Below are 12,881 nucleotides of genomic sequence, written 5' to 3'. Positions count from 1 at the left end.
CCTCCCATGATGTCTGCGCCCCTTGTCCCGGGCCGCGCGCGGATCATCGTTTTCATTCCGTCCGCTGAACGCTATTCTGTACCGTAAACGATGAAGGCGGCAAGGGGGCCGGGGTGCAAGGGGTCAGCTCGGAGGAGCGGAGCGAGGCGACCGGTGACCGGGTGACGGTGATGGAGGTCGGCCGCGAGGTGGGAGCGGTGACGCAGGCCGCGGCGATTCTGCGGGCGATCGCGGGGTCGCGGGAGGCGCTGGGGGTCACGGCGATCGCCCGCGCGGCGGGGGTCAGCCCCTCGACGACGCTCAACATCCTGCGCACCCTGGTGCACGAGGGCTTCGTCGCGCTGGTGCCGGACACCAAGACCTACCGGCTCGGCCTCGGCCTGCTCGAGGTGGCGCGCCCGCTCCTCAACCGCTCGGACGTGGAATTGCTGCAGCCGGGCCTGCAGCAGGTCGCGACGGAGTTCGAGGCGACGACGACCGTCTGGCAGGTGGCGCCCGACGACAAGGCGCTGCTCCTCGGGCGGATCGTCCCGGCGAGCGGCATCCACATCGAGTTCCGCCTCGCCACCCGCCTCCCGGCCTATGCCGGCGCGATCGGCCGAACCGTGGCGGCGGCCGGCCAGAGCGCCGGCGTGCTGCCCCGTGCCACGCTGCGAACCCGCTTCGGGGCGATCCGCTGGCACGTGCCGGTGCCGTTCGAGACCTTCCTGGAGGAGGTCGAGGCCGCCGCCGCCCGGGGCTACGCCGTCGATCGCGGCCACCTCGTCCGCGGCGTGACCTCGGTCGCCGCCGCCCTGTGCGACCGTCACCAGCGCCCGCGCCTCGTGGTGGCCGCCCACCTGTTCCAGGGACAGTTGACGCAGGAGCGGCTTGAGGCGCTGGGCCTCGCCCTGCGCGGGCTCGTCGCGGCGGCGCAGCCGGCGATGTTCGGGGTCGCGGAGGTGTTGGGGCCGGCGCGCCGGGGCGGGGGGCGGTGAGGGTGTCTCTACCGCGGCAGCACCTTCGCCTCCTGCAGACGGCGGATCGCCTCGATCAGCGCCGCGACGCTGTCGACGCTCTCGGTGAAGCCGGCGCGGCGGATCTTGCCCATGTCGGAGACGAGGTCGAAGTCGCTGTGGAACACGAAGTCGCCGAACGACCAGCCGACGGCGCGCTCGTAGGGCGTGTCGACCAGACCCTGCTCGGCGACGAGGCGCGCCCAGGTCGGCGCCTTGTCGGCCATGTGCGAGCTGAGGCGGAGCGGCACCGGCGGCCCGGGGGCTAAGTCGAGGGCGGCAGTGAGCTTGTCCCAGACGCGCCGCCAGCGGAACGGCTCGTGGACGTAGTTGAAGGCCTCGCCCCGCGCCGCCTCGGCGGTCGCGGCCCACAGGCTCGCCCGCGCCAGCGCCTGGACCTCGGTCACCTGGGCGAAGACGCCGTCATAGACGTGGGCCGGGCCGGGGAAGCGGAAGGCCGCGCCCTCCACCCGGCACAGGGCCGCGTAGGCGCCGATCACCATGGCGATGTTCATGGCGTTGCCGGCGGCGTCTCCCACCACCACGTCCGGCCGCAGGATCGCGAAATCGGGGCCGCCGCGGGCGGCGCGCGCGCGCAACTCGTCCTCCTGGGTGAAATAGAAGTTGGGCCCGACGTGGCGCGGGTTCTCGTCCTCGTAGAACGGCGACGGCACCGGCCCGAGATGGACGCCGTAGACCTTCGCGCCCTGGTACAACACCACCCGCTCGAGCGGCGCGCCGGCGGCCTCCAACCCGTCGAGGAGGTGGCGCAGCATCGCGCCGTTCACCCTGGCTTCCTCGGCGAGGCTCGGGTGCGGCGCGAGGGCGGCGTAGAACAGGTGCGTGACGTCGCGGGCTTCCGCAAGGGCGGCGCGGGTCGCGGCCGCGTCCGTGAGGTCGACCGCCACCGCCCCGGGCGAGCCGTGCGGGCGACGGGACAGGGCGCGGGCGCGCCAGCCCGGCGCTGAGGCCAGCGTCTCCATCAGCGCCTTGCCGATGATGCCGTTGGCTCCGGCGACCAGGGCGGTTCGGGTTTCCGACATCGTGTGCGTGCCTCCATACGGACCGGGAGGCAACATCCTCCGGCTGGCCCGGATCCCGCCGGCCGGCGTTGACGGGGGATGAGGAGACGCCCCCGCCGCGAGATCGCACCCCGGAAACCCTCGGTCTGGTTCGAGGTTGCCCGGCGTGCGGCCGGCGCGCTGCCGGGCGTCACGGAGCACGCGAGTGCCACCGGGCCGGTCTTCCGGATCGGCCGGCGGCGGCTCGCCTGGCTGGCGGAGGACGGGGTGTCGCTGGTGGTGCCGATCGAGGAGGACGAGCGGGACATGCTGGTGGCGGCCGAGCCCCGGACCTTCGCGGCGGCGCGAGCCGAGGGCGGGCGCCCTCTGGTGCGCGTTCACCTCGCCTACGCCGATCCCGGCACCCTGGCGCGCCTCCTCGCGCAGGCTGCCCTCACCCTGACCGGAGCGAACCCGATACCATGACCGAACAGCGCGACGTGACCACCCGGGACGGCACCGCCTGGACCTGCATCGAGGCGCTCGCCGACCTACCGGAGGCGGCGAAGGACAAGCTCGCCGGCGAGGGGCGCCGGGCGGTGGTCTGCACGCCGTCGGGCGGCGCGCAGTCGGTGCGGCTGTCCCTGGCCGAGGAGTGGGGCGCGATGCCGGATTCCGACCTCACGGCCGCGATCGAGGCGGGGCTCGCCGACGGCGACGGGTGAGCGCGGCCTCGCCCGATCGGTCACGGGCCACTCGATCGTGGTGATACACTCAGTCCATCATCGCCCACCACTCGCCCTGGGGTCCAGCTTTCGGAGGGCCGCTGGCGGGTGCTGAACAGCAGGATCTCCGGCGCGCGCAGGAAGATCGTGTCATTGCGGATGTCCGGGCGGCGGAACTGCATCCCCCTCCTGGTCATTCCGGGACCGCGCAGCGGAACCCGGAATGACCAGGAGGGGGGATTTCCGTCGTGTCAATGATTCAGCCCTCACCCCACCGGCGGCTCCGGCAGATACCCGGCCGCCCGCAAGGCCGCCTCGACTGCGTCGCACAAAGCGCCGTCGGGGTCGTCGTTGACCGCCTGCGGGGGCGCGAGCGGCACCATCGGCGGAAACTGCGCGATCTCGTCCGGCGGGGCGGCCAGGACCGTTTCCTCCGGCACCGCGTCGCGGTCGTCGGGCAGCTTGTGCGGACGCAAGGTGGAGATCAGCCGGCCGATCATGCGGGTCTCTCACGTCCTCCGTTATATCAGCAGCGGATATACAATCTAAGCGTGCCGAACCAGTCGAGGCAAGCAGGCCAAGGCCAGCACGCAAGGAACGTGCGCGCGACCGGTTTCGATCCACGCCCGCACCCGCCTGCCCTCTTCCCGCCGGGGCGCGCGTTCCCATGTCGGGACTCTCCCGAAGCGAAGGAGCGCGCGGATGCCCTGGACCACAGCCCTGATCCCGCCCCAGACCGGGCGCCGCGCGGTCATCACCGGCGCGACGAGCGGCCTCGGCTACGAGGCGGCCCTCGCCCTCGCCGGAGCGGGGGCCGAGATCGTGATCGCCGCCCGTGATACGGGGAAGGCCGAGGCGGCAGCGGCGGCGATCCGCCGGGCGCATCCGGCGGCCCTGATCGAGAGCCGCGCCCTCGACACGGCGCGCCTCGCCTCGGTGCGGGCCTTCGCGTCGGCCTGGCGGGCGGAGGATCGGCCGATCGACATCCTGCTCCTGAACGCCGGCATCGCCGCGGTGCCGCGGCGCGAGGAGACCGAGGACGGCTTCGAGCGCCAGCTCGCCACCAACTATCTCGGTCATTTCGCCTTGACCGGGCTGCTGTGGCCGAGCCTGCGACGGGAGGCCGGCACCCGGGTCGTGGCGGTGGCGAGCATCGCCCACCGCTCCGGACGAATCGCCTTCGACGATCTGCAGCTGCGCCGGGCCTACGGACCGCAGAGCGCCTACCGGCAGACCAAGCTCGCAATGCTGCTCTTCGCCCTCGAACTCGACCGTCGCCTGCGCGCAGCCGGCTCCCCCGTCCGGTCGGTCGCGGCCCATCCCGGGGTCGCGGCGACTGCCATTGCCCGGCGGGGCGACCGGGCCGGGCCGCTGGCCGAGCGCATCGGCGCCGGCCTGCTCGGGCTCCTCGGCCAGTCGGCGGCTCGGGGCGCCCTGCCGCTGCTCTACGCCGCCACGGCGCCGGAGGCGGAGGGCGGTCAGTATTACGGCCCGGACGGATTATGGGAGGTCCGCGGCCATCCAGGGCCGGCGAAGATCGAGCCCCACGCCGCCGATCCCGAGGCGGCGGCGCGGCTCTGGGCCTTGTCCGAGGCGCTGACGGACGTGACCTACCCGCTCTGACGCCGCCGCTACTCGTCCTCGTCCTCGTCGACCGGCGGGGCCGGGACGGCGTGCCCGATGGAGGGCACCACGACGGTCGGGGCCGCCGCCACCTGCGGCCGCGACGGGAGCACGCCGGCCGCGAAGGCGACGAAGCCCGCCGCATCGCGCAGGTCCTGGGGCTGGTGCGGATCGCGGGAAATCAGCTCGGCCTCGCGCTGCAGGCGGGCGTTGCAGGCCGGGGAGGGCAGGCCGCCGCGGGGCGTGCAGGCGTCGTGCCGGGCGCATGCGGCGTCGAGGGCGTCGATCGGCGGCAGGGGCGCGTTGTTGCCCGGGCCGCAGTAATTGCCGTGGATCAGGAGCGCCGGGGGACGGCCGGACTGCGCGAGGGCGGGCGCGGCGAGGCCGCAGGCGAGGATGAGCGGAACGGCGAAGCGCATCGATCTGGTCTCTCCGGTTGCCCCCGCCAACGGTACCGCAAAAGCGCAGTTCCGTCTTGCGTCCAACCGTCCCGCTTCGGTCGGGGCGGGCACCCGCGAAGATTCGCCGGATGGTTCCTGCCGGACGGGGAGAGGGTCGCCGCCCCGATGAACTGTGTCGATACGGTGTGCGGGACCTCCGGCCACCTCGCTTGAAGGGAGGAATGCGCCCGGGCGGCGCCGATCTTCGCCCACGGCCTAACGCTGGTGCGGATCGCCCGGGCAGGACGATCACCGTGCTCAAGACCGGTTGAACTCCGCGATCCTCGCAACGGTTGGAGGCTTGCCGGACGCGCCCCGCCGCCAGATGTAGGACCGATGATCGCATCCGATTCCGATACGTTTAAGTCCCGCGAGCCGTCGGGCGGCAGCCCGGCCCTCGACGCGGCGAGCCGGGAGCGGCTCGGCCGCTACCTTCAGGCCCTGTACGAACCCGTGCTCGACGAGGGGCTCGACCCCCGCCTCGCCGAGCTGCTCCACCAGCTCGACCGTGACCGGGCCGAGCGGGAGAGCGGTCCCCCCGATCATTGATCACCGGTAGCCGGCGGCCTGCAGCTCGAACAGCTCGGCGTAGCGCCCGGCCGAAGCCACCAGCTCGGCGTGCGTCCCCTCCTCCAGCACCTGCCCGCCGGCCAGCACCACGATCCGGTCGGCCCGGCGCACGGTGGAGAAGCGGTGCGAGATCAGGAGCGCGGTGCATCCCGCCGCGAGATCGGCGAAGCGGCGGAAGACTTCCGCCTCCGCCCCGGCATCGAGGGCTGCCGTCGGCTCGTCGAGGACCAGCACGGCCGCGTCGCGCCGGTAGGCCCGGGCGATCGCCACCTTCTGCCATTCCCCGCCCGACAGCTCGACCCCGTCCTCGAAGCGTCGGCCGAGGCGCTGGTCGTACGCGCCCGGCAGCCGCTCGATCACCGCGTCGGCCAGGGCGCGCTTCGCCGCCGTCGCGATCCCGTCCCGGTCCTCGCGCGCCTCGATGCGCCCGACCGCGATGTTGTCGCCGGCCGTGAAGTCGAACCGCATGAAATCCTGGAAGATCACGCCGATCCGGGCCCGCAGGGATGCGATGTCGTACTCGGCGAGGTCGCGGCCATCGAGCAGGATGCGCCCCTCCGTCGGGGCGTAGAGGCGGGCCAAGAGCTTGACGACCGTGGTCTTGCCGGCACCGTTCTCGCCGACCAGCGCCACCACCTCGCCGGCCCGGATGCTGAGCGACAGGTTCCGCACGGCCCATCGGCTCTCGCCCGGATAGCGGTAGCCGACATTCTCGAACACGAAGCCCTCGCGCAGGCGCTCCGGCACCGGCCGCATGCCTGAGCGGATGGTCGGCGCGATGGTGAAGAACGAGAACAGGTCGTCGAGATACTGCGCCTGGCCGAGCAGCTGCGAGGCGCCGAGCAGCAACCCCTCGACGAGGCCGCGCAGGCGCAGGAAAGCGCCGCCCAGGAACGTGAGGTCGCCGACGGTGAGCGTGCCGGCCAGCGCCTCCCCGGCGATGACGAGATAGGCGGCGTAGTAGGCGAGCGTGCCAAGGCTCGCGAAGGCGCCGCCGGCGAGCGCCCGGTTCCGGGCGAGGTCCCGGTTCTCGGCGAGCAGCCGGTCGGAGAGGTCGCGAAACCGGTCCGAGAGGTGCCCGGCGAGGCCGAACAGCTTCACTTCCTTGGCGCTGTGCGCGTCGGCGCCGAGATAGCGCAGGTAATCGGTCTCGCGCCGGTCCGGGCTGCGTCGCCAGGCGAGGCGGTAGCCACGAGCGTTGAAGTGCAGCTCGTTGAGGAAGGCGGGGATCAGGGCGAGCACCAGGAGCAGCACCAGCCCCGGCAGCATCGTGCCGACCGCGACCGCCAGGGTGATCGCCGTGACGAGGTCCTGGAGCTGGCCGAGCAGCTGGCCGACGAGGTTCGAGCGCCAGGCGACCTGGCGCCGGGCCCGCTCGAGCTGGTCCTGCACCGCGCTGTCCTCGAACTGCTCGAGGTCGAGGGCGGCGGCGTGGGCCATGAGCCGCAGGGTCGTGGCGTTGCCGACCTTCTCGGCCAGCACCCCGTCGACGTAGGAGGTCGCCCGCCCGAGCAGGTCCGAGACGATGGCAAGGCCGAGCTCGACCGCGACGAGGAGCCCGACATGGTGCAGCCGCGGATCGGCGAGCCATCCCGCCACGGGCGGCGGTCCGCTCCGCCCCGCCACCACGGCGTCGACCACGAGCTTGGCGACGTAGAGCATCAGGGCCGGCAGCCCGGCGCGCAGGAGGCGCAGGGTCAGGCTGGCGAGGGTGAGCCGCGGATCGGTCGCGAGGGCGAGGCGGAACAGGGCGGGGAGATGGCGCAGCGGCCCGAGCCGGGCGGCGGCGGCGCGGCGGATCGAGGCGAGGCGGCCCTCGGCGGGGGCCTGCGAGGTGTCCTTCATCCGGGCGATATAGCTCGGCGGAGGCCTTCCGGCCCCGCTCTTGCAATCCCGTTCCCGCGAGCGACGCGAGGGAGGAGCGGATGCAGGTATCGGCGGACGACACGAGCCGGGCGGGAGAGCCGGAGGCCTGCGACCTCCTCCTCCTCGGCGGCACGATCCTGACGCTGGACGAGGCGGACACCACCCTCGCCGACGGCGCGGTCGCGGTGCGCGACCGGCGGATCGCCGCGATCGGACCCCGGGCCGCCCTCGCGGCGCGGTTCCGGGCGGCGCGGACGCTCGATTGCGGCGGGCGCCTGCTGATGCCGGGTCTCGTCAACAGCCACAACCACACGCCGCTGATGATCACCCGCGGGATGATCGAGGATCTCGGCTTCGCGCCGATGTTCACCGCCGGCATCCCGCAGGGTCACCGCCTGACCGAGGGCGAGGCGGAGGCCCTGGCGCGGCTCGGCGTCTACGAGATGCTGCGCCACGGCTGCACCACGATCGTCGATTTCTACCGCTACCCGCAGGCCCTCGCCCGTGCCCATGCCGAGCTCGGCAGCCGGGCGATCGTGGCGGGCCGGGTGCACGATGCCGACCCGGAGGCCCTGACGCAGCGCCGCTACGTCTACGACCCGACCCTCGCCCGCGAGGCCATCCAGGAGAACGCCGACCTGATCGCCGCCTGGGACGGGCACGACCAGGGCCGCATCCGCTGCGACTGGGCGCCCCACGCGCCGGACACCTGCTCGGACGCCTGCCTGGCGGAGGTGGCGGGCCTCGCCGCCGGCCATGGCGGCAACATCCACACCCATCTGTGCCAGAGCCCGGTCGAGGTCGAGCAGGTGCGGGCGCGCTCCGGGCTGACGCCGCCGCAGGCGATGGAGGCGGCGGGCCTCCTCACCCCCGCCCTGCTCGCCGCCCACTGCATCCATATCGAGGCCGAGGACGTCGCCCGGCTCGGGCGGGCCGGGGCCGCCATGGCCTACACCCCGCTCGGCAACGCCAAGACCGGGCGCATCGCCCCGGCTCTCGACCTCGCCGAGGCCGGGGTCGAGATCACCCTGTGCACCGACACCTTCTCGGGCGACCTGTTCGAGGCGATGCGCTGGGGCGTGGCGATGCAGCGGATCCGCCGCGGGGCGCCGGTGCTCGACGCCCGCACGGCTTTGGCCTGGGCGACCGGGAACGGCGCGCGCCGCCTCGGCCTCGGGGCGGAGGTCGGGGCGCTGACGGTCGGGCGGCGGGCCGACATCCTGGTCATGAACACCGACGCGCCGAGCATGGCGCCGCTGATCGACGGGCACGGCCTGCTCGTCTACGGCGCCACCGGCATGGATGTCGGCACGGTGATCGTCGACGGGCGGGTGGTGATCGAGGACGGCGTGCTGGCGACCGCGGACGGGCCGGCGATCGTGCGCGAGGCCCAGAAGGTCTCCGAGGGGCTGTGGGCCCGCTCCGGCCGCCGGCCGATCACCCTGGGCGAAGCGTGAGCGGGGCGGGAGGGAACTTCGCCGGCCGCGCCGCGTCGATTCGGAAGCAGAGCTTCACCGCTTCACGAAGGACGATCTTCCCATGCCGGCCCGCCCCCTCCTCACCCCGCTCCTTGCCCTCGGGCTCCTCGCCCCCCTCCCCGCCCTCGCGCAGCAGAACGCGGTGAGCGAGACCGGCACCGGCGGCGGCCCGGCCTCGACGATCCGGGCGCCCAACACCAGCGCCGTCGGGCAGACGGTGCCGAAGCCCGGCACCCTCGGGCCCGACGAGACCGGCACCGTCACCCCGCGCAACCGCCAGGAGGAGAAGCGCGAGGACCAGATCATGAAGGGCATCTGCATCGGCTGCTCGAAGTAGCGGCCGCCCCGGATCGGTCCTGCGCGGGCCAGTCCTGCATCCAGGGACTTGCGGTGGGCGGGGTCGCGGCGGCATGACGCCGTGGCAGCCTTTCGAAGAGTTCCAATGCCCGCCTATCGCTCCCGCACCACCACCCACGGCCGCAACATGGCCGGCGCCCGCGGCCTGTGGCGCGCCACCGGCATGAAGGACGCCGATTTCGGCAAGCCGATCATCGCGGTGGTGAACTCGTTTACGCAGTTCGTGCCCGGCCACGTCCACCTGAAGGACCTGGGCCAGCTCGTCGCGCGGGAGATCGAGGCGGCGGGCGGCGTCGCCAAGGAGTTCAACACCATCGCGGTCGATGACGGCATCGCGATGGGCCATGACGGCATGCTCTACTCGCTGCCGTCCCGCGACCTGATCGCCGATTCGGTCGAGTACATGGTCAACGCGCATTGCGCCGACGCCATGGTGTGCATCTCGAACTGCGACAAGATCACCCCCGGCATGCTGATGGCGGCGCTCCGCCTCAACATCCCGGTGGTCTTCGTCTCCGGCGGGCCGATGGAGGCCGGCAAGGTCCATCTCTCGACCGGGATCAAGAAGGTCGACCTCGTCGACGCGATGATCGCCGCCGCCGACGACCGCGTCACCGACGAGGACGTGCAGGTGATCGAGCGCTCGGCCTGCCCGACCTGCGGCTCTTGCTCGGGCATGTTCACGGCGAATTCGATGAACTGCCTCACCGAGGCGCTCGGCCTGTCGCTCCCCGGCAACGGCTCGGTGCTGGCGACCCACGCCGACCGCAAGCGCCTCTTCGTCGAGGCCGGCCACCTGATCGTCGACCTCGCCCGGCGCCACTACGAGCAGGACGATTTTTCCGTGCTGCCGCGCGCGATCGCCTCGATGACGGCGTTCGAGAACGCCATGACCCTCGACATCGCCATGGGCGGCTCGACCAACACCGTGCTGCACCTGCTCGCCGCCGCCTACGAGGGCGAGGTGCCTTTCACCATGGCCGATATCGACCGGCTGTCGCGCCGGGTGCCGGTCCTGTGCAAGGTCGCGCCGGCCGTCGCCAACGTCCACATGGAGGACGTGCACCGCGCCGGCGGCATCATGGCGATCCTCGGCGAGCTCGACCGGGCCGGCCTCATCGACACGAGCGTCGGCAACGTCGCCGCCGGCACGCTGAAGGACGCGCTGGCGCGCTGGGACGTGGCCCGCACCACCAGCGAGAGCGTGCGCGAGTTCTACCGCGCGGCGCCCGGCGGCGTGCCGACCCAGGTCGCCTTCAGCCAGGCCTCGCGCTTCGACGAACTCGACCTCGACCGCGAGGGCGGCGTGGTGCGCGATGCCGCCCACGCCTACTCGCAGGATGGCGGCCTCGCGGTGCTCTACGGCAACCTCGCGGAGGACGGCTGCATCGTGAAGACCGCCGGCGTCGATGCCAGCATCCTGACCTTCTCCGGCCCGGCCCACGTCTTCGAGAGCCAGGACGCGGCGGTGGACGGCATCCTGGGCGGCAAGGTCCAGGCCGGCGAGGTGGTGCTGATCCGCTACGAGGGCCCCCGCGGCGGCCCCGGCATGCAGGAGATGCTCTACCCGACGAGCTACCTGAAGTCGAAGGGCCTGGGGAAGGCCTGCGCCCTCGTCACCGACGGGCGCTTCTCGGGCGGCTCCTCGGGACTCTCGATCGGCCACGTCTCGCCGGAAGCCGCCGAGGGCGGCCTGATCGGCCTCGTCGAGCCCGGCGACCGGATCGAGATCGACATCCCGAACCGGCGCATCCACCTCGCGGTCGATCCCGCCGAGATCGAGCGCCGGCGCGCCGCGCAAAGTGCCAAGGGCTGGCAGCCCGCCGCCCCGAGGAAGCGCAAGGTGAGCGCGGCGCTCCGGGCCTTCGCCAGCATGACCACCAGCGCCGCCCACGGGGCCGTGCGGAAGATCTGACCCCGTGGGGATCGTGCGGCTGACGCCTCTCGAAGCCCGCCGGGTCGCCCTGGCGGCGCAAGGCTTCCATGCCGCACGGCCGGCGGCGGCGGGGCACCGCCACCTCGCTGCCACGATCGACCGGCTCGGCCTGCACCAGATCGACAGCGTCAACGTCCTGGTGCGGGCGCACTACCTGCCGGCCTTCTCGCGTCTCGGCGCCTACGACACGACCCTCCTCGACCGCCGGGCCTGGGGCCCGAAGCGCGACCGGCGGCTGTTCGAGTACTGGGCGCACGAATGCTCGCTCCTGCCGCTGGCGCTTCACCCGCTGCTGCGCTGGCGCATGGAACGGGCCGACCGGGGCCAGGCCGGCTATACCGGCATGCGGGTCTTCGCCGGCGAGCGCCGGGCGGAGGCGATGGCCTTGCTCGCGCGCCTGCGCGACGAGGGCCCGCTCTCGGCCTCCGACATCGAGACCGGCCGGGCCGGCTGGTGGGAGTGGAGCGAGCCCAAGCGCATGCTCGAATGGCTGTTCTACGCCGGCCACGTCACCACCGCGACCCGGCGGCGCAGCTTCGAGCGAGTCTACGACCTCCCCGAGCGGGTGATCCCGCCGGACATCCTCTCCCTCCCCGACGTGCCGGAGGCGGAGGCGCAAGCCCAGCTCGTCGCCCTCTCCGCCCGGGCCCTCGGGATCGCCACGGCCGCGGAACTGCGCGACTATTTCCGCCTCGACGCGGCCGACGCAGCCACGGCCATCGCCCGGCTGGTGGAGGAGGGCACCCTGCTCCCGGCGGACGTGCCCGGCTGGCCCCCCGCCTACCTCCACCGCGACGCCAAGGCTCCCCGCCGCATCAACGCCCGGGCGCTCCTCGCCCCCTTCGACCCCCTGATCTGGAAGCGCGCCCGCACCGAGCGACTGTTCGGCTTCCACTACCGCATCGAGATCTACACCCCGGCGACGCAGCGGCAGTACGGGTACTACGTGCTGCCGTTCTTGTTCGGGGAGGAGCTGGTAGGGCGGGTGGATCTGAAGGCGTATCGGGCGGCGGCGCGGCTCATGGTGCATGCGGTGCATTGGGAGCCGGGGGTGCCGGAGGGCGCGCGGGAGGCGTTGGGTGTGGAGTTGGGTATTTTGGCGGGGTGGTTGGGGTTGGGTGAAGTTAGTCAGTGTTGTCGCCTCACGAGCCCCTGAGAGCCCGGGAATCGAAACCACCCATTTTTGTATGGACTCCGCGTGATTGAACCGGCGAATCTGTGAGCCAGACGCGAATTGCCGAGTCGAGCGAACGTGCCGTCAAGCGAGGGAGCTGCCGACGCCCGGCCGAAGCAGAGTTCGCAAAAGCGGTCGCTGGTTCGTCGATAAAGATCCGTCATAGAGCAGCGGCCTGAGCGAACGAAGCACTGACTGCTCACGGTACACGGCGCTGGCACTTGAACACGTGGTCGAGCAGCACTGCGCAACCGAGAGCAATCAGACCGACCTCATCCGCTCAAATGCAAGCTTCCGCTGGCCCCTGAAACTGCCAAGCCAAAGCTCAAGCTGAACTGATAAACGGGGCCGTATGACAAGGCGTAAAGCGCCAAAACGCTTGGGCCGCACCACCTGTGAGTTGGTGCGGCTCGTTTCAACGATCAACAATAACGACTGCCTGTTTCATTCTAGAATGGGCTTTTATATGTAATGCCCTGCACAGATCCCGCTGATAATCCAAATAGGCGGTGTGCGTTTAGCTTCTTCTGCATATTGATCTCTTCGATCGGGACATTGTTCCTGATACCCCAGGTCTCATCGGCGATATTGGCACTGATGATTTCTTCTTTCGAATCGGCCGGGGCGACATCATAACCAAAGACCTTCCTAAAGAACTCGGGTAATTACTCAGGGGTGCGCTCGGTCGCGGCGTGAGGCCGGCGAGGAGCCGATGC

General features: G+C 71.9%; 14 protein-coding genes. 9 read left to right on the top strand and 5 right to left on the bottom strand.

All coding sequences use genetic code 11. From position 1 onward, the window contains the following. Nucleotides 1–113: 113 nt before the first annotated feature. Nucleotides 114–977: an IclR family transcriptional regulator gene (locus tag MFF64_RS10505; RefSeq protein WP_099903679.1), complete on the top strand. Its 864-nt coding sequence runs from the start codon at nt 114–116 to the stop codon at nt 975–977. Nucleotides 978–985: 8 nt separating this feature from the next. Here MFF64_RS10505 and MFF64_RS10500 read toward each other — a convergent pair whose 3' ends face one another. Further along, entirely contained in the window at nt 986–2,038 is a 1,053-nt protein-coding gene (locus MFF64_RS10500) for an SDR family oxidoreductase (RefSeq protein WP_238190714.1), read from the bottom strand. A 78-nt stretch (nt 2,039–2,116) separates the two neighbouring features. Here MFF64_RS10500 and MFF64_RS10495 point away from each other — a divergent pair, with 78 nt between their 5' ends. Together MFF64_RS10495 and MFF64_RS10490 are read left to right on the top strand one after the other, a co-directional pair. Continuing rightward, complete coding sequence (locus MFF64_RS10495) at nt 2,117–2,482, top strand: MmcQ/YjbR family DNA-binding protein (protein ID WP_099901943.1); 366 nt, start codon at nt 2,117–2,119, stop codon at nt 2,480–2,482. Next, nucleotides 2,479–2,721, top strand: a complete 243-nt coding sequence (locus MFF64_RS10490; protein WP_099901940.1) for a hypothetical protein — start codon at nt 2,479–2,481, stop codon at nt 2,719–2,721. The genes MFF64_RS10495 and MFF64_RS10490 overlap by 4 nt, the downstream gene beginning before the upstream one ends. A gap of 20 nt (nt 2,722–2,741) precedes the next feature. On the opposite strand, the gene MFF64_RS10485 is transcribed toward MFF64_RS10490, so the two are convergent. Both MFF64_RS10485 and MFF64_RS10480 read right to left on the bottom strand, forming a co-directional pair. Continuing rightward, on the bottom strand, nt 2,742–2,903 hold the full coding sequence (locus tag MFF64_RS10485; protein ID WP_165795674.1) for a hypothetical protein: 162 nt from the start codon (nt 2,901–2,903) through the stop codon (nt 2,742–2,744). 84 nt (nt 2,904–2,987) lie between these two features. Next, a complete protein-coding gene (locus MFF64_RS10480) occupies nt 2,988–3,221 on the bottom strand; it encodes a hypothetical protein (RefSeq protein ID WP_099901937.1) in 234 nt (77 codons plus the stop codon). Between the two features lie 202 nt (nt 3,222–3,423). Here MFF64_RS10480 and MFF64_RS10475 point away from each other — a divergent pair, with 202 nt between their 5' ends. Next, nucleotides 3,424–4,344, top strand: coding sequence for an oxidoreductase (locus MFF64_RS10475; RefSeq protein ID WP_238190712.1), 921 nt, complete (start codon nt 3,424–3,426; stop codon nt 4,342–4,344). Between the two features lie 8 nt (nt 4,345–4,352). Here MFF64_RS10475 and MFF64_RS10470 read toward each other — a convergent pair whose 3' ends face one another. Beyond that, nucleotides 4,353–4,763, bottom strand: coding sequence for a phospholipase A2 family protein (locus MFF64_RS10470; RefSeq protein ID WP_099902752.1), 411 nt, complete (start codon nt 4,761–4,763; stop codon nt 4,353–4,355). Between the two features lie 357 nt (nt 4,764–5,120). Here MFF64_RS10470 and MFF64_RS10465 point away from each other — a divergent pair, with 357 nt between their 5' ends. After that, nucleotides 5,121–5,333: a hypothetical protein gene (locus tag MFF64_RS10465; protein ID WP_099902754.1), complete on the top strand. Its 213-nt coding sequence runs from the start codon at nt 5,121–5,123 to the stop codon at nt 5,331–5,333. On the opposite strand, the gene MFF64_RS10460 is transcribed toward MFF64_RS10465, so the two are convergent. Next, entirely contained in the window at nt 5,334–7,199 is a 1,866-nt protein-coding gene (locus tag MFF64_RS10460; RefSeq protein ID WP_238190709.1) for an ABC transporter ATP-binding protein, read from the bottom strand. Between the two features lie 80 nt (nt 7,200–7,279). On the opposite strand from MFF64_RS10460, the gene MFF64_RS10455 reads away from it, so the two are divergent. The 4 genes from MFF64_RS10455 to MFF64_RS10440 all read left to right on the top strand — a co-directional run bounded on the left by MFF64_RS10455 (nt 7,280) and on the right by MFF64_RS10440 (nt 12,147). Further along, entirely contained in the window at nt 7,280–8,677 is a 1,398-nt protein-coding gene (locus tag MFF64_RS10455; protein WP_099902109.1) for an amidohydrolase family protein, read from the top strand. Nucleotides 8,678–8,759: 82 nt separating this feature from the next. Continuing rightward, nucleotides 8,760–9,035: a hypothetical protein gene (locus MFF64_RS10450; RefSeq protein ID WP_099902107.1), complete on the top strand. Its 276-nt coding sequence runs from the start codon at nt 8,760–8,762 to the stop codon at nt 9,033–9,035. A 105-nt stretch (nt 9,036–9,140) separates the two neighbouring features. Further along, a complete protein-coding gene (gene ilvD / locus MFF64_RS10445) occupies nt 9,141–10,970 on the top strand; it encodes a dihydroxy-acid dehydratase (protein ID WP_238190707.1) in 1,830 nt (609 codons plus the stop codon). Nucleotides 10,971–10,983: 13 nt separating this feature from the next. After that, entirely contained in the window at nt 10,984–12,147 is a 1,164-nt protein-coding gene (locus tag MFF64_RS10440; RefSeq protein ID WP_238190705.1) for a winged helix-turn-helix domain-containing protein, read from the top strand. Nucleotides 12,148–12,881: the final 734 nt, after the last annotated feature.

The sequence above is a fragment of the Methylobacterium frigidaeris genome (assembly GCF_022179185.1).
Taxonomy (GTDB): domain Bacteria; phylum Pseudomonadota; class Alphaproteobacteria; order Rhizobiales; family Beijerinckiaceae; genus Methylobacterium; species Methylobacterium frigidaeris.
The sequence above is the reverse complement of the archived record's forward strand: the minus strand, read 5'-3'. Positions and strand labels throughout refer to the sequence as shown.

Coding starts and splice junctions, on each gene's coding strand:
- MFF64_RS10455 (WP_099902109.1), top strand. CDS start 7,280: ATGCAGGTATCGGCGGACGACACGAGCCGGGCGGGAGAGCCGGAGGCC.
- MFF64_RS10475 (WP_238190712.1), top strand. CDS start 3,424: ATGCCCTGGACCACAGCCCTGATCCCGCCCCAGACCGGGCGCCGCGCG.
- MFF64_RS10460 (WP_238190709.1), bottom strand. CDS start 7,199: ATGAAGGACACCTCGCAGGCCCCCGCCGAGGGCCGCCTCGCCTCGATC.
- MFF64_RS10470 (WP_099902752.1), bottom strand. CDS start 4,763: ATGCGCTTCGCCGTTCCGCTCATCCTCGCCTGCGGCCTCGCCGCGCCC.
- ilvD (WP_238190707.1), top strand. CDS start 9,141: ATGCCCGCCTATCGCTCCCGCACCACCACCCACGGCCGCAACATGGCC.
- MFF64_RS10490 (WP_099901940.1), top strand. CDS start 2,479: ATGACCGAACAGCGCGACGTGACCACCCGGGACGGCACCGCCTGGACC.
- MFF64_RS10495 (WP_099901943.1), top strand. CDS start 2,117: ATGAGGAGACGCCCCCGCCGCGAGATCGCACCCCGGAAACCCTCGGTC.
- MFF64_RS10450 (WP_099902107.1), top strand. CDS start 8,760: ATGCCGGCCCGCCCCCTCCTCACCCCGCTCCTTGCCCTCGGGCTCCTC.
- MFF64_RS10500 (WP_238190714.1), bottom strand. CDS start 2,038: ATGTCGGAAACCCGAACCGCCCTGGTCGCCGGAGCCAACGGCATCATC.
- MFF64_RS10485 (WP_165795674.1), bottom strand. CDS start 2,903: ATGCAGTTCCGCCGCCCGGACATCCGCAATGACACGATCTTCCTGCGC.
- MFF64_RS10480 (WP_099901937.1), bottom strand. CDS start 3,221: ATGATCGGCCGGCTGATCTCCACCTTGCGTCCGCACAAGCTGCCCGAC.
- MFF64_RS10465 (WP_099902754.1), top strand. CDS start 5,121: ATGATCGCATCCGATTCCGATACGTTTAAGTCCCGCGAGCCGTCGGGC.